We start from the raw sequence: 17662 nt of genomic DNA, 5'->3' as shown, positions 1-17662 counted from the left end.
ATGTTAATTTTTCGGGAAGCTTTTATTTGAATGTACTCTACTATTTGAATAAACTGCGCTATTTGAATGAACTGCGCCATTTGAGTGCACTCCGCTTAGTGTTTGTAAAAAACCATCCCAGGAATTGTTAATAAACATGTTAGCTTTCTAGTATAGAGCAGATATTTTGTTAAAAACGTAGCGGACTTCCTATTTTTTTACAATTAGGCATTTAGGGCAAAAACAGTTCAGCTAAAATGTTAATAACAATGTTAATTAACTTGTAATCAACAATCTTTATGTTAACAACTACTTATCAGCAAAACCTATAAAATTTCATGTAATGATATGTAAACTTAAGTTGAATCATGCATATTCGCGGCGTGAAAAACAAAAAATTCGGTAAAAGCTAAGGGTAAATTGAAAGTCGGCTGTCATAAAGATAAAAACTAATCTTTTATGAAACTATCGCCAATCTTACTCATTGGATTATCGCTTCAAGCAGGGTTTACATTCGCCCAGCAACCAGCATCGCCAAAGCAAAAAAATCAGGTTGTGACCGAAACTGTCAAAGGAACCGTGATAGATAAAAATACCAGATTATCGCTTACAGGTGCCACAATTGTCATTTCATCCAGTGATGGAACAAAGTCTGTAAGTACAGACGCACAGGGCATATTTCGGCTGCAGCAAGTTCCGGTTGGGCGTCAACAGCTTCAAGTTCGCATGGCCGGATATAAACCAGAAGAATTTACAGAATTACTGATCACCAGTGGACGGGAGAATATGGTCAATGTGGAAATGGAGCCGCAAATAAATGCATTAAACGAAGCTGTCGTCTATGCCAATGCCGGAAAACAACCGCTCAACCAGATGGCAATGACGAGTGGACGCTCTTTTTCGCCGGAAGAGACCAACCGCTATGCTGGCGCCTTTTTTGATCCCGCCCGTATGGCACAGAGTTTTCCAGGTGTTGCTGCCGGCGGCGATGACAATGAAATTATTGTCCGCGGAAATTCCCCCAAAAGCTTGCAATGGCGGCTTGAAGGTATCGAAATTGTAAATCCCAATCATTTTGGAGCCGAAGGCGCTGCAGGCGGCGGTATCAGTATGCTCAATACCATGGTATTGGGAAAATCTGATTTCTATACTGGTGGACTTGCCGCGGAATACAGCAATGCAACGGCAGGTGTTTTTGATCTTAGGTTCCGTAAGGGAAATACCGACAAACGCGAATACACATTCAACGTCGGAGTACTGGGCGTAGGAGCAACGTTAGAAGGGCCTTTCAAAAAAGGAAGTGACGCTTCTTATTTGATTAGTTACCGCTATTCTTCATTGAGTCTACTGGAAAAAGTAGGTGTAAAAGTTTCAGACACTGGCGTCCCAAAATATCAGGACCTTTCTTTTAATTTTGTATTTCCCACAAAAAAAGCCGGAACCTTTTCCTTATTCGGTATAGGTGGTTTGGGGAAACTTCAACAAACTGCCGAGCGTAATTACGAAAAATGGGAAGAACGAACAGACGCCCAGGATCTAAATTTAAAATTCAACGCGGGGAGTGCTGGACTAAAACATCAATACATTGCAAACGACAGATTATATTTCACCAATATTGTTTCCATGTCTCTTAGCCGTAATTCCAATAGCACCGATACATTAACACGGGACTATATTTCCAGCCTCTATCACAAGGACAAATTTACGAATACGGCTCTTCGCTATGCGGGTACGCTAAACTATCGCGCCAACAGTAAAAACACGATTAGAGCGGGCTTAAATGCAAGTTTATTACACTATGACCTCTATGCGCTGTCCTACGACACCGAGCTAACGGCATTAAAAGAGCGTATTAATGAGACTGGGAATACAAGTACTTATGATGCTTTTGCACAGTTAAAAACAGTTTTGAACGACAAACTAACGCTAAATACAGGAGTACATGCAAATTACTTCGCCTTGAGCAAGAGCTGGTCTATCGAGCCAAGGCTTGGCCTAAACTGGCGTGTAGCCGCAGATCAAACGATATCTTTTGGGACTGGTCTATATAACCGACTGGAGCCCTTGGTCTACTATTTTGCCAAAAGTAGCGATCAAACAAGCCTTGAGCCAAACAAGCCTCTTTCGCCAACGAAATCTGCCCAAGCTGTTATTGGCTATGAAAAGAACCTAAGCAGAACACTCCGGTTTAAGACAGAAATCTATTATCAGCATCTTTATGATGTCCCAGTATCTACAGATTCCGACATCAACTTCTCCTTACTCAATGTATCGGATATTGCAGCCATTGGTACATCAAACTACCGTCAGCTTATCAATAAAGGAACCGGCAAAAATTACGGCATTGAGCTAACGCTTGAGAAGTCGTTAAGTAAGGGGTATTACTTCATGGCAACGACCTCCTTCTTCGATTCAAAGTTCAAAGCACGCAATGGCAAAGAATACAATACCACATTCAATACACGTTACGTAGGAAATATACTGATGGGGAAAGAATGGACCGTGGGAAAGAGTAAAAATAATCTGTTTGGTCTCAATGGCAAATTAATTTATGCCGGTGGAAGAAAGTACTCTCCTGTTCTGGAAGAAGAATCGCTTCGTTTAGACGAAGAAGTTATTGACCAAGATCGCATCAATACCCTGACTGCCGATCCCTACGTACGTGTTGATTTCTCATCGAGCTATCGGGTTAACCGCAAAAAAGTAAGCCATCTGTTTATTTTGGATATTCAGAATCTCCTTAATAGAGAAAACACTGTGGGTATGCACTACAATTTCAGCAAACGCATCATTGAACCTCAAAAATGGACTGGTATTATTCCGACCATTAACTACCGGATTGAATTCTAATACCCAATAGTAGCAAGTACAACGGAAAGATTTATTTCCAATCGTTTGTCTCCAGACACTAGGCGCTGAAGACAAACGATTGGATTGATGAGACGAGCTCATGCTTCCAACAACACTCTTATTTATTCACTGTGTTTAAGTTACTAAAACCGATAGCTAACTGAAATACCCAAGGAGCGATTACGTATAGCATTCCCGGATTTATAATCCCCCCATTTGGATTCTAAATTGGCAATTCCTTTCTGAAATTCTATACCGACAAGATAATGTTCCCTAAAAAGATAGTTTACTTTTGCACGAGCGCCATAATCAAAAGGTCTCCCAAGTGTATAATCCCCATACTCACCTTCACTCGAATCATTTTTGAACTTGATATCTCCCTTGTTATCAATTGCAATATCGTCTAGGTAAACAGATTCTGAAGTTTTCCATTTCCCGCCCAATCCATAACCGATATAAGGGCCTATACCGACCTCCAACTTACCTGTACCGATCGTAGCATTAAAGACAACATCGATAGGCATTTCGATATAAGACGTATTCGCTTTAAAATCTTTACCCCAACCTATAAAACTCCCATATTTTCGTTTAAAGCCCCGTTTAGCAAATACAAATGCCGGTTCTAAAGAGAAATTCTCACTGAGGCGTAATGTTGGACCGAGTCCCAAATACAGGCCTCCGACCGCGGCCGTGTTGGCCTTATCGCCCGCTTTATTTTCAGCATCCACATTTGAAAAGGCGACTCCGGCTTTTACATTCCATTTTGTCTGTGCATAGACTGCATATGCTCCAAGTGACAGACATAACAATAACGCGGTTTTTTTGATATTCATCATACGAAAAGAAATAGGTTTACATAGTTTCCTTATTAAACGACAATCGCTTACAGACGCTACACTGACCTTTGAATTATTGATCCAAATACTCCCAGTAGGCATACCTTTCTAAACAGATATTAACCAAAAATCTTTCGATTTTTAGGCAGGCTGTTACGAAAACGATTGCGAGAAAACGTCCTTATTGTTCTCTATCAATACTGTAAATTCACTTCACAGAAAATTCATTTTTCAGACCAATTAAATCTAAAAGCCTATGATCAAGATCAAGAACACATCCGTTTCGAAGAATCGTTGGATGTATCCGGCAATACCATTATCCTGCTTGTTGGTCGTATCTAGCCTGACAACACAAGCGACTCCATTTGCACCTGTTAAAACAAACAGCAAGCTTTCACTGGCCATGCAGCAGACAACCATTCGGGGTAAGGTTGTAGACAAAGATGGCAAAGGCATCGCCAATGTCACCGTTCAGATTAAAGGAACGAATCTAGCAACATCGACCAATGCAAGTGGTTCATTCGAAATCAAAAGTCAACAGAACGACGCAACATTGGTTTTCACCAGCATCGGTTATAAAAGTATCGAAACGAAGGCACAAGTTGGCAGCCCGCTTACGATCACCTTGGAGAATGAGTCCAAGGGACTCGACGAGGTTGTTGTTGTCGGTTTTGGTACACAGAAAAAAGAGAATGTAACCGGTTCGGTCTCTTCCATCCAGATGTCCGAGGTTGTGGAAAGCAGACCTGTAACATCCTTGTCAGCTGGTCTAGCTGGACAGGCGCCGGGATTATATGTTAATCAGGGCTCAGGCAGACCGGGCAGTGATGGGGGAACACTACGTGTTCGTGGACAGGGAACACTCAATAATGCCAATCCACTTGTCGTGATCGACGGTGTTATTGGCGACATGAACCTGATCAACCCACAAGATGTTGAAAGCATATCGGTTTTAAAAGATGCTGCTTCAGCGTCAATTTATGGTTCAAGAGCCGCAAATGGCGTTATCCTCATTACAACGAAAAAGGGTAAATCAGAGCAATTTAAAGTTATTTACAACAATTATTTCTCGAGTCAAAAACCATCCAATACTATTGGAATGGTTTCCAACTATGCCAACTATATGGAGCTGATCAATGAAGGTTATCGCAATGGCGATCCAAATGCTAAGCCCATATTTTCACAGGAAAAAATTGACCTTTGGCGCCAGGACGCAGGACAGGATCCATTGAAATATCCCAATACGGACTGGGTTTCGGACCTTTTCCAGAACAAAATAAGTCAAAACCACAACCTTTCCTTTACCGGAGGTAGTGACAAAATCAAGTTCTTTGGTTCCTACGGCCTCCTCAATAACCCTGGAATCATCGAACAGGCAACCTATAAACGTCATACCGGACGTATCAATCTAGAAGCTGATGTAAAACCTTGGTTAACGTTGGGAGCCAATATCAATGGTGTCGTTTCCAAAACAGATATTGGCACCAATATCATCGATGATGTATTTACTTTTGCCGCAGCAAGTACTCCGGGGATGGTCCTGCGTGCTCCAGATGGAAGATTTGGTTCGCCAAATAATCCGGAAGATGACCCACAGTCTAACAACGTGCTACACCGCCTTTATGCGCAGAAAGGTAACATCAACAAAAATCGTTTCGTGTCGCGCTTCTACGGAAAACTGAAACCCATCGAGGGACTTTCCATCGAAGGATCGTACACCTATACCTATGATGATGATTTCGTCTACTCTCAACCCGTGTTCAATGACCGGTGGAACTTTTTGACAAATACAATTGCCTCAGCGGGTACAGGCCGTTCGTCGGTAACTAACGAATCAATCAAATCCTACCGCTATTACATGGATGGAATTGCCAAATATAAAAACAAGCTCTTTGAGAAACTGAACTATGAAGTCATGGTAGGCGCCAGCCAGGAGTATTTTAAAGATGGCTGGTTTGCGGCATCCAAACTCGATCTCGTAGATCCGTCCCTGACCGTTCTGAATGCGGCGACTATGGATGCCTCAGCTTCCGGCAATATTACCGATTGGGCGATGCGTTCGTTTTTTGGACGGATCAACCTATCCTGGGATGACAAATATTTGTTGGAAGCCAATCTACGGACGGACGGTTCATCGCGTTTTATGAGCGGAAAAAGTCGATGGGGTACTTTTCCTTCAGCTTCTTTTGGCTGGAAGGTTTCTTCAGAAGATTTCTATGACATCAAATGGATGCCCAGCTTGAAATTCCGTGCATCATATGGCGCCTTGGGTAACAATGGAACCTCCGATGAGTCTTTCCGCAAAAACGCCAACATCAACAATTATGAATATCAAGCGCTTTATAATCCAACAAACTATGTGTTAAACAACCAGCTCTATGTAGGTTTTGCGCAGACCGTATTGAGTAATGCGCTTCTGACCTGGGAAAACACTTATATCCTGAATGCTGGTTTAGATTTTGACCTTTTCAATTACAAACTAGGGGGCTCGATCGATGTCTTCAACAAAGTAACCGACAACATCTTAATCAACCTGCCCGCTCCCCTTGTCGTTGGAAATGCGACAATACCACGTACCAATGCGGCCAAAGTACGCAATAATGGTGTCGAGCTGAATTTGACTTACCGCGATAAAATTGGCGATAATTTTAAATTCAACATTGGCGGCAACTTTACCTTTATTGACAATAAAGTAGTCAAATTTAAAGGCAATGACAAGTCTATCAGTGGTTCCAATTTACTTCAGGAAGGTTATGCCATCAATACCCAATATATCCTGTTGACCGACCGCATATTACAGACAGATGCTGATATGCAGCTCGTACAACAGATGATCGATAATGCGCCAATCGACCCAAACACCAATCAAAAAGTCAATCCATTCGCATCCTATGGTACACCTAAAAAAGGAGATCTCTTGTATAAAGACACCAATGGTGACGGCGTCATCAACGACAATGACCGGGTTCCGGTAGGTCATGGTACAGCGCCACGGATGACCTATGGTTTTAACATGGGATTCGATTATAGAGGATTTGATTTCTCGGTCTTCTTGCAAGGTAACGCAGGCAACAAAGTCGTCTGGACGGATGGTTATTACACACCCACTGTTCGCTGGGGTTATCAAATCAATCAGGAAATTGCTGATGGCCGATGGACTGAAGGTGCAACAGATGCAAAATTCCCGCGATTGTTGCCTTATACCGATACAAGAAACACCAAAAACAGTGATTTCTGGTTACAGAACAAGGCATTTATCCGCGTAAAAAATATCCAGCTGGGCTATACAATTCCGAACGATATCACTAAGCGGATACAGGTGCAAAACCTACGCGTATTTGCATCGCTGGAAAATTTTTGGACCATTACCAAATATAAAGGTTTCGATCCGGAGATCAGCGGTACCAACTATCCAACAATGAAACAGGCCGTTTTTGGCGTTAGCTTATCTTTCTAATAAGAAAGAAATGTAACTGGAGGTATCCCCTTCCTGTATTAAATAAATTATGGACAAAAGTTGAGGAGGTGGTTTAACACCTTTGAATATAACACATATCATGAATAATTAATTAAACCTCATGAAAAAGATTTCACTACTCATAGCCGGATGCATTGCTTTATCATCTTGTTATAAGCTTGATACCAACCCCTACAGTCAGGTAAGTGCTGGCACATTCTGGCAGAATGAAGACCAGGCCTTAGCTGGCGTACTGGGCTGTTATAATGATTTAAAGAAAGAAGCTACCTTTGGCTTGCAATTTTCTTACGATGGTCTTACCGATATTGGTCTGGGCTATGATCCCCCGGGTTTGGGCGAAGTGATCAGCGGTACTTTTACGGACCGTTCGTCAATTATTGTGGATAGATGGCAAGCGGGTTACGATCTTATCCAACGTTGTAATCATGCAATCGCGCATATCCAGCCCATGACCATAGACAAGGCCAAACAGGAGGGCTTTATTGCGGAAGCGAAGTTCTTACGTGCGCTGATGTACTTCCAGCTCACCAATCTATATGGCGCCTTGCCGATATACGATGAAACTGTCGACTTGAACAAAGATTTCGCTGATCTTAAAAATAGTCGCTCTTCTGTAGAAGATGTCAATAAGTTTATCCTCAATGACCTGAACTATGCAATTGAGAAATTGCCGGTAAGCTATGATGCAAAGTATTATGGAAGAATCACCAAAGGTGCAGCGTATGCTTTAAGAGGGAAAGTAGCCCTTTACAATAAAGATTGGGCTGGAGCAATCCGGGATTTTGAAGAGATTGTTTACAACAAGACCAACACGTATGGCTATAGTTTAAACACAAGCTACTCGGCCTTATTCACCATGGATGGTGATCAATCGCCGGAGATGATTTTTGCCATTCAGAATATGGGTGGTACGGGCTTCCCTTATGGTATGCCTATGGCCTTCTATATGGGAACGCGTTCAACCTTTGGTAGCGACTGGAACAACTGTATGCCGAGCACACGCCTTGCTGATCGCTACGAAAACCGCGATGGAAGCCCCTTTAACTGGAATGATTATTTCCCCAACTATACAACGGATAATGCGGTCAAAAAACAAGCGATGGAGTCTACGCAATCTGGGGGCACGCTTACCAAAGTACCAGATACAGCAAAACTGCGTCAGATCTATGCCAATCGCGATCCTCGGATGAATCAAACCTTGATCGTACCTTATTCGCATTACTTAGGATGGAATGCAAACAAAGAAAGAGATATGCAGCTGATATTGGCAACCGGTGTAAACGAAAACTTTGGTCAGATCCGCAACAATCGGGGTTGGTACACCTATCTATGGCGGAAATTTGTTCCTGAAGGTAACCTAAAAGGTGCCATTACCGATCGTGCACATACACCGATCAATTTTCCTATCATACGCTTGGGCGATGTACTTTTGATGCTTTCCGAAGCGTACAACGAGTCCAATCAATTGGATAAAGCGATTACTGAGCTTAACAAAGTACGTACACGCTCTAAAATGCCAGCACTAAATAGTGGTAGCTCATTTTTGGTTGTCGGTAGCAAAGCAGATATGAGTAAACGTATCCAGCACGAAAGGGCCGTAGAACTAGCAGGAGAAGGATGGCGTTATTTTGATCTTAAGCGCTGGAACCTCTTAGAAAGCGTCTCCAAAGACTACATCGAAAAAAGTATTACTGGAGACAATCTCGTCACCCGGGGTTACCAAAGCCGTCATAAGCTTTGGCCAATACCAGGGCAAGAGATTGAAATGAACCCGGCATTACTGCCACAAAATCAAGATTGGTAATTATGAGAATTTACTTAATCCTACTATTTTTCCTTAGCAGTTTTTCTTTCCAAAGACTGCTAGGGAAAGATCTAAACCTGCTAACAGGGGCTTTTAAACAAGAGAACCTGAAAGCCAGTCTAGGCAATGACAAATCTTGGGTTCCCTACCCGGCTTATTCCGACCGTTTAGCCTGGGATAAGCTGATGGCTCCCTTTAAAGAGCGTATTATAAAAAAGGGAAACGAGGCCCTTAGCTACCAATGGCAGGTCGTCAAAGCAACCGACTACCTTGAATATGAGCGTTCAGGCAACCGCAGCATAATGGAAAAGCCGATGAACGAAAATTGTACTGCGCTGACCAACCTACTGTTGGCGGAGCTTGCAGAAGGACAGGGGCGCTTTGTTGACCAAATTCTAAACGGCAGTTGGCAATTGACGGAAATGGCAACATGGTCTCTCTCGGCACACCTTGGGGCCTTTCAGTCCAGTAAGCGATCATTGCCGCAAGAGCGCACACAAGTAGTCGATCTGATGGCCGGTGATGTAGGCTCTCTCCTCTCCTGGGTTCATTATTTCTTTCGCGATACATTCAATACAATAAACCCCGAAATCAGTACCCGTCTAAAACAACAGATCCAACAACGCATTATACAGCCCTATCTGGATCGTAACGACATGTGGTGGCAGGCATTTGAACTCAAGGAAGGACAGTTGGTCAATAACTGGAATCCATGGTGTAACTTTAATGTTCTTACAGCCTTGCTTTTGGTTGAGGACAATCCCGATATACAACTGGCGGGAATTTATAAGACAATGTCTTCTGTGGATCGCTTTATCAATTATGTCAAAACAGACGGTGCCTGCGAAGAGGGACCATCCTATTGGGGCCATGCTGCGGGCAAACTGTACGATTATTTAAAAATACTTTCGCTGGCCACCAAGGGCAAGATCAATATTTTTGATAAACCTGTAATTCGCGATATGGGTGAGTACATCGCACAATCCTATATTGGCGGAGATAAATGGGTAGTTAATTTTGCCGATGCTTCGGCAAAAGGTGGCGGCGATCCACTATTGATCTACCGTTATGGACAGGATGTCAATAGTAGCGAGATGATGCAATTTGCCCGATATATGGAAAATACCGGCGACAAAACTGCAAATTTCAAACCTTCAAGGGATATTTTTCGTGCCTTCGAGGACCTGAGATGCTATCCACAGCTAGAGCGTGTTACCGCTGCGCTCCCTCAAAATAATGCGAAGTGGTATCCGGAAACACAATTTATATATCTAAAAAAGGGTCCGTTTTTCTTCGCTGCCAAAGGTGGTTTCAATAATGAAAGTCACAACCATAACGATGTCGGGAGTTTTATCTTATACGAGGATCAACAACCACTGTTCATTGACGCCGGTGTCGGCACCTATACCAAAAAGACCTTTAGCGATGACAGATACAGTATCTGGACGATGCAGAGTGCTTACCATAATGTTCCGATGATCAATGGAGCCGACCAATCTTTTGGAAAGGAATATAAAGCTGAAAATGTAGCATTTCTGCCTGCACAAAATAGATTCCAACTTGATATTGGAAAAGCATATCCGAAGTCGGCGAATGTTGAACACTGGAATAGAAGTTACACCCTCGTACAAAATGGGCTGGACATTCAGGATGAGTTTAAAATCACAGGTCCTAAGCAGGCCAATATCATCCATTTTCTGGTTGCTCAGGAACCAAAAATTGGCAAAGGGGAAATCCTCCTCAATAATGGGCACGCAACCCTACACTTTGATGCCGGACAGTTCACAGCGAGCTACGATGTCATTCCTCAGGATGACCCACGTTTGAGTCAGGTATGGGGTAAGGAACTCTATCGTATCAAACTCACCGCTAAAAGCATTAAATCCGCTGGAAAATATACCTTTACGATTCGCCAAGAGGCTATAAAATAAAAAGAATCGAGATTATTATGTAACTTACTAAGAATATAAGCCGTTATGAAAAAAAGAAAACCTGGTCTAAAAGCACTTTTTGTGATCACATCCAGTCTGATTGCACTGAGTTTTACAGATCAAAAACCAAGCTTTATTGACACAAGTTTTAAAGCTGCAGAAAAACAATATCAATTTTTAGAACAAGCAGCAGAAAAGCAGCACAAATTTCCACGCACATTGAGTCCTGCAGGAAAACTGGTAGGGACAGACGAATGGGATTGGACCGGTGGTTTCTTTCCAGGGTCACTGTGGTATATCTACAACCATACCCATAATAAAGAGACCGAAGCTGCGGCGATCAAATGGACAGAGGCGCTTGAAAAAGCCAAAGACCTCGATCAACATCATGATATTGGTTTTGTGATGTATTGTTCCTATGGCAATGCCATTAAATACCTCAAAGATCCCAAAAAGGTTGCCGCTTACAAGGATATCCTCATCCACTCGGCCAATACTGCGCTTAAACGTTATAATCCACAGGTGGGCGTCATCAAATCATGGAACGAGAAGAAGTCCTGGGACGGCAAGACCCTATGGAAATATCCAGTCATTATCGACAACATGATGAACTTGGAAATGCTGTGTTATGTGTCCGACTTGACTGGAGATACCAAATATAAGGATGTGGCCATCAGTCATGCCACCCAAACCATGAAAAACCATTTTCGTAAAGACTACAGTACTTACCATGTTGTCGATTACGATGGTAATGGCCATGCTATCCACCAACAAACGAACCAAGGCTATGCCGACAATTCAACCTGGGCACGCGGTCAAGCCTGGGCTATTTATGGATTTACCATGATGTACCGGGAGACCAAAAAGCCAGAATTTCTTAAAACGGCAAAAGCGGCGGCAAAGTTTTACATGACCCATCCGAATCTTCCAAAAGATAAAATTCCGTATTGGGACTTTAATGCCGGAAAGCCGGGTTATAAATCGGATGCTGATTTTTCTTCCTTGAAATTAAATTTTGTGCCGCGCGATGCCTCAGCTGCAGCCATTGTTGCGTCTGCACTGATTGAACTCTCAACATTGACCACTGGCACCGAAAGCAAATCCTATTTGACATTTGCTCAGGAAAGCCTGCAAACACTATCAGGAGCCACCTATTTTGCTCAATATGCAAGCAATGGCGGTTTCTTACTGCAACATAGTGTCGGTAGCTTACCCCATCATTCGGAAATCGATGTTCCGCTGACCTATGCAGATTATTATTATCTGGAAGGTTTGACACGGTTGGAGCAGCTCAAAAAATAAAAACACAAAGGGGAGATATTAAATATCTCCCCTTTGTGTTTTTATAAGCTTTCCAATTGAATCTGGATTATTTCTTCCCGATCGCGATTTGGTTACTTACAGTACTCCCGGCGTATTCGCCCTGTGGAAGCGAAACCTCTAGCGATTGATTTACACGAAGGTGTTTATTGACGAGCTGAACCTTCACTGTTTTGGCTCTTTGGAGTGGATCTGCCAGATCAAGCTGCATGCTAGTTGCTTCTCGCATATTCAATTGTATGATAGCAGGTTGATCGAGCTTTATAGACCAATCGCCAACTTGGTACGTTCCAGCTTGATAACAAACAATTTGTAGAATCCGGCTCCCCTTATGCTCCACCGCCTGTATATCCGATGTATTCTGCCAAATTTTTAGCTGCTGCATTGCTTTTGTATCAACAGTTTTGGTACCAGGCACAACAATATAAGCATAGCTCGTATTGTTCGGAGCAACAGCATGATCAAACCAAAGCTTGAAGACCTTTCCATGTACAACATCTTTAGAACGGGAACGGTTGATCCGGTACCAGGAACCAACCTGATCTTTGGTTGTCAATCCAACATTCATAGCTGCTGGAAAATAATACAGAACATTGTTATGGGTTATAAAATCGCCTACTTTGACAGATCTCTGTACTGAATCGAGTGCAGACATTTCCTTTCCATTCCAGACAACGGGTCCATTCAGCCAGGTTTGGTTTAAGGTTGTTACCACAGCTTCTGGCGCAGCACAGTGAATCCCAGCCCCCAAACAAACGATTTCCCGATCGAAAAAGAACCAGGCTTTTTGAGCCTTGACCCCGTCGTACTGGACCGACATAGCTGAAGCCCCTGTCTTATCGTTGCTTACGCCGCCCGCAAAGTTATTTGCGGCAAGTGCTCCCCATTGTTCTTTCAATTCCAGGTCGCCCGGATAATCTCGTGTTGTCGTTCCAGGAATTTTATCCCATTCCCATACGGGCATAATATTATAATATTCGGGTCCAAATACCTGAATATTGGTCACACCATCTGACATATTGCGCCCAAGAACGTTTTCTCCATTTCCAGACTCCGATTTATTGGTACGGCTACTGGCCAATCGAACATTAAAGTGGAATTGCTTACGCAGATGAGTCGTGTAGTCTCCTTTCCAGTAATGGCGGTGGACCTCGATATTTTCAGCGTCATAAGGCTGGACGCTATCTAGTTTTGCTAGCGCTTTGTTCCAAATGGCATTTTTGGCGGGATCAATCAACTTCATTTGTTGTAATATGGCGGTTTCCTGTGTTTTTTCCAAGATATTGGGGCGTGAGATCCCGCGGCCATGTACATTAAAATCGATATAGCGCGATCGAATAATTGGCAGGTAGGTTTCTGTAAGAAAATGTTCAAAAAGGCCGAGCCTCTTCATGTCTACAGCATAAGGTGTCTCCCGCACATAGGCCATAACTTTTGAGATCCCCTTCAGAAATTCCTCCCCATAGCCTGCAATGTATAATTGAGGGCCATGTTGTAAGTAAGAGAAATCATATTGCAGTCCTTCCTTGCCATTCACGAGCTGTATCGGAAAAAGCAGCTGTTCCATCGCAGCAGCTAAAAGATTTTCATCTTCCAAGATCAATGCACGATAAAAATAGTGCATGGCAATATCACTTTTATTTGCTCCTGTTTTTGTGTAAGGATCACCACGCTTCATCAGCTCAACAAGTGGAGTCTCTAGTGTAGTAGGAATTTTTTCCTTTCCAAATTTCATCAGGATAAGACAGACACCGATGGCTTTTGGCGAAGCGATCTCGTTATGCCACCAATTTGAAGACTCAAAACGATGATTTGCCCAATATTGTGCGGCAAGCAGGATTTTATCGTAAAGTGATTTTTGCTGATAATATGCACTTTGTGGAGACACATAGGCGACAATAAGTGTCCTTAACCGATCCAAGTGTTCTCCCGGAGGCCAAAGCGATATTGACTTACTGCTGTAATCGATATCTGCCCAAGTACCGTCAGTATGCAGTTGATTACATAGGCTTAACGTTTTATCTGCATCTGGCAATGGGCCACTTAACTCATCTTCGTATACATGCTTTTTAATACGCACAAACGTATCGCTGTTCTGCGCCTTTGCCGTAACTAAGGCAAAGGACAATAAAAATAGGATTAGTCCTTTCATCTGTTTTTAGTATTCTTTACTTAAGGATATTGTCGTTCTGCGGCTCGTCCGACGACATCCATCCGGTGTTTCATCAGTTGATTTTGATCATTGTCCAATACAGAGCTTAGCCATTTTGGATTCTCCAGCCCCTTTTCCCATTCCGTCAGTCTATGCAGCATCTCCCTTACACGCTCAGGATACTTCGTAGCCAGATTGTACTGTTCCCGAAGGTCATCCTTAAGATTGAACAATAATATCGGATCATCTTTAACCACAATCAGTTTCCACTCTTTATGTCGCACAGCACGTGCAATCCCTCGACGCCAGAATAAATAGTCGTGTCCATTTTTCACATCCTTATAGGAAGATAGCAAACTGATGCCATCGATTTGCTGCCCCTGGATGTTCTTCCCTTTTATTGCCTCGATGCTGGTGGGTAAGATATCCATTCCCGATACCATGGCATCTGATGTTACCCCTTTCGGTAGCTTGGCTGGCCATTGCATGATAAGGGGAACCCGAATTCCACCTTCCCATTTCGATCCCTTTAAACCACGCAATTGTCCATTGTCTGCGCCATTATTTGTTGCCGCTCCATTATCATTCATAAAAATGATTAAGGTGTTTTCATAAAGTCCTTCTTGCTTTAAATGTTCTACCAGACGTCCAATATTTTCATCCATATTATCCAGCATAGCCAAGTAAGCACGTCGCAATGGATCAGCTACATTTTTATACTTATCAATAGTCTTCAGGGGCGCTTCGACAGGTGTATGCACTGCATTGAAAGCTAAATACATAAAAAAGGGCTGGCTTCGATATTGTTGAATATACGCAATTGCTTTATTGGTCAATGTTTCAGTCAGATAATGAATAGAGTCTTCGGGGACTATACGTCGATCGTCATAAAGCAGCTGCGTTGGCTTCACGGCACCATGGATTGGGAAGTAAGGCCGGTCACCACCGATAAAACCATAGAAATGGTCAAACCCACGTTTCAATGGATTAAATTGTGGACCATCCCCCTGATGCCATTTGCCAATCGCTACAGTTTTATAGCCGTTATACTTCATGAAGTCAGCAATGGTGGCTACCTGCGTATCCATTCCGATATCTTCCGGTGCGACGCCCGCAGTGGGACGTTTCGAAATATTATGTTCAAAACCAAAGCGCTGCTGGTAGCGGCCAGAAAGTAAGCCCGCCCGAGAAGGAGCGCATACTGAAGCTGAGGCATAGGCCGACTGAAAACGCACGCCATTTTTCGCAAGTGCATCAATATTTGGAGTGTAGACCTCCCTACCGCCATAACAACCAAAATCATCATAACCTCCATCGTCGCTCAGGATGACAATAACGTTAGGATGTTGCTGTCCGAATACAGAAATCCCAAACCTAAAGAGTATATTCACAAGAGTTAATATACTATAGCAAGTAAATCGGTAGATCATAACATTAGATTTATCCTTAAATGTATCGTTAAATGTATAGGATTTTTTGTTAAAAAACCGCAAACGATTTCGTTAGGCTATTTTTAGACGATTAAAAACAAAGGTCAGAGATGAAAACAGATGAAAAAAAATTGGTCGGTACACTTGCTCATTTTTTGGTCAGTGATTTGGATAGTACTGCGCTGAGCTCATTTTTGTGTTCATTGACCTATCATCCCAGTACCATCAGAACCGAACTCGTTCAATTGTTGAACAAATGGCAAAACAAAGCAGCTGGAACAATATTTCCCAGGGAGGATCTCTGGACGGATTTTAAGCAACTTGTGGGTAGCAATCCCGATCTTGGCGTGGCTGTGGTTGATGGCTGTAGCATCAACGATATTGCAAGTTTTTACGAAGAAATCAATGCCGTCTACATGTCCAGCGAAAGCTGGAAGATAGGAAGCCTAGACGGCTTTGACGACCTGCTTTACGGTGGATTTGGGACCTTCAAAGACGCTGCTTCACATTGCATTGTTTGGAAGGATATTGCACACAGCAGGACGTCATTGGGCGTTGAAACAACTTTGGCCTATTATCAAGGTAAACTTGGAGCAGAATCACCATTCAATCAAACGCATTTTCAAAAGAAACTAGATGAGCTAAAAGCTGGTCGTGGAGAAACCTATTTTGACATTGTTGCCGATATCATCCGATCGCACCGCAAAGTTACCTGGATTTACAACGGGTATCCTCAGCACAAATCGGTATATTTATAATAACTAAACTTAACATATGAAGCATCTTATCCGCCTAGTTTTCCTGCTCCTATTCTTCCAACAAATTGCACAGGCCAGTGAACGGCTTAAGGTTGCTGTTGCAGGGCTCAACCATGACCACGTATTCTTGCTGTTAAATTTATATAAGGATAAAAAAGTCGATATTATCGGTATTGCCGAACCGAATCAAACCTTATCAAACAAAATACGAACGCAGTATAATTTACCTGACGCAATCTTCTACCATGACTTACCCAGTTTATTGAAACATGTCAAGCCAGACGCGGTGCTGGCCTACAATCCAACCAATGAGCATATCGACGTCGCAGAGACCTGTCTCCCGCTCAAGATCCCAGTGATGGTAGAAAAGCCTCTTGCTACGACTCTTTCTGACGCAAAACGTATTGCATTTTTGTCCAAACAGTCCGAAACACCTTTTTTGGTAAATTACGAAACAACCTGGTATAAAAGTAATCAACAGTTGAAGCAGCTGGTCGACAAGGGTGAAATTGGAAAAATCACACGTATACTTGTAAAAGACGGACACGAAGGACCTAAAGAAATCGGCTGTAGCAATTACTTCCTCGACTGGCTTACTGATCCGAAAAAAAATGGTGGCGGTGCAGTGATGGATTTTGGTTGTTATGGCGCCAATCTGATGACCTGGCTCAAAAATGGTGAAAGGCCAATTTCAGTAACAGCCTTTACACAACAGCTCAAGCCTGAGGTTTATCCAAAAGTCGATGACAACGCTACCATCATACTAAGCTACCGTGACGGCAGCACGGGTATTATTCAAGCTTCCTGGGCTTGGCCATACAGTGTTAAAGATCTGCAGGTGTTTGGCACAAAAGCTCAGCTCTACGCCAAAAATGACAAAGAACTTCTAAAATACAAACAGCAGAATGATCCACCTACACATGTATCGACTGCGATCCCCTATTTTGAGAACCATATTGCCTATCTCGAACAGGTTCTGAAAGATGCTATGGCTCCAGAAAGTGATCTCGGATCGATCAATAATAATGTCACTGTGGTCGAAATCCTGGAAGCGGCAAAACGCTCGGCTAAAGAAGGAAAGTCCATTGTTTTAAAATAAAAAAGGTCCGTAGCTTGCAATGCTG

At 42.8% G+C, this 17662-nt stretch carries 10 protein-coding genes; 7 read left to right on the top strand and 3 right to left on the bottom strand.

The window, feature by feature from the left end; genetic code table 11:
• The first annotated feature begins 438 nt into the window (after positions 1-438).
• Complete coding sequence (locus ACHWSC_RS00305) at positions 439-2829, top strand: carboxypeptidase-like regulatory domain-containing protein (RefSeq protein ID WP_394675432.1); 2391 nt, start codon at positions 439-441, stop codon at positions 2827-2829.
• Between the two features lie 143 nt (positions 2830-2972).
• Here the strand turns inward: ACHWSC_RS00305 and ACHWSC_RS00300 are convergent, their stop codons facing one another.
• Positions 2973-3665 carry an outer membrane beta-barrel protein gene (locus ACHWSC_RS00300; protein WP_394675431.1) on the bottom strand — a complete coding sequence of 231 codons (693 nt, stop codon included), beginning with the start codon at positions 3663-3665 and terminating at the stop codon, positions 2973-2975.
• A gap of 256 nt (positions 3666-3921) precedes the next feature.
• Here ACHWSC_RS00300 and ACHWSC_RS00295 point away from each other — a divergent pair, with 256 nt between their 5' ends.
• From ACHWSC_RS00295 to ACHWSC_RS00280, 4 genes are all read left to right on the top strand, one after another.
• A complete protein-coding gene (locus ACHWSC_RS00295; protein WP_394675430.1) occupies positions 3922-7122 on the top strand; it encodes a SusC/RagA family TonB-linked outer membrane protein in 3201 nt (1066 codons plus the stop codon).
• Positions 7123-7243: 121 nt separating this feature from the next.
• Positions 7244-8947: a RagB/SusD family nutrient uptake outer membrane protein gene (locus tag ACHWSC_RS00290; protein WP_394675429.1), complete on the top strand. Its 1704-nt coding sequence runs from the start codon at positions 7244-7246 to the stop codon at positions 8945-8947.
• 2 nt (positions 8948-8949) lie between these two features.
• The gene (locus tag ACHWSC_RS00285) at positions 8950-10878 is read left to right on the top strand and encodes a heparinase II/III-family protein (RefSeq protein WP_394675428.1); all 1929 of its coding nucleotides are present in this window, start codon (positions 8950-8952) and stop codon (positions 10876-10878) included.
• Positions 10879-10923: 45 nt separating this feature from the next.
• A complete protein-coding gene (locus ACHWSC_RS00280; RefSeq protein ID WP_394675427.1) occupies positions 10924-12180 on the top strand; it encodes a glycoside hydrolase family 88 protein in 1257 nt (418 codons plus the stop codon).
• Positions 12181-12247: 67 nt separating this feature from the next.
• Here ACHWSC_RS00280 and ACHWSC_RS00275 read toward each other — a convergent pair whose 3' ends face one another.
• Both ACHWSC_RS00275 and ACHWSC_RS00270 read right to left on the bottom strand, forming a co-directional pair.
• Complete coding sequence (locus ACHWSC_RS00275; RefSeq protein WP_394675426.1) at positions 12248-14350, bottom strand: polysaccharide lyase 8 family protein; 2103 nt, start codon at positions 14348-14350, stop codon at positions 12248-12250.
• Between the two features lie 20 nt (positions 14351-14370).
• A complete protein-coding gene (locus tag ACHWSC_RS00270) occupies positions 14371-15780 on the bottom strand; it encodes a sulfatase-like hydrolase/transferase (protein WP_394675425.1) in 1410 nt (469 codons plus the stop codon).
• 110 nt (positions 15781-15890) lie between these two features.
• Here ACHWSC_RS00270 and ACHWSC_RS00265 point away from each other — a divergent pair, with 110 nt between their 5' ends.
• Positions 15891-16538, top strand: coding sequence for a hypothetical protein (locus tag ACHWSC_RS00265; protein WP_394675424.1), 648 nt, complete (start codon positions 15891-15893; stop codon positions 16536-16538).
• 16 nt (positions 16539-16554) lie between these two features.
• Entirely contained in the window at positions 16555-17637 is a 1083-nt protein-coding gene (locus ACHWSC_RS00260) for a Gfo/Idh/MocA family protein (RefSeq protein WP_394675423.1), read from the top strand.
• The last annotated feature ends 25 nt before the right edge of the window (positions 17638-17662 follow it).

It is taken from the genome of uncultured Sphingobacterium sp., from assembly GCF_964277905.1.
GTDB lineage: Bacteria > Bacteroidota > Bacteroidia > Sphingobacteriales > Sphingobacteriaceae > Sphingobacterium > Sphingobacterium siyangense.
This window is presented reverse-complemented; position numbering and strand designations above follow the sequence as displayed.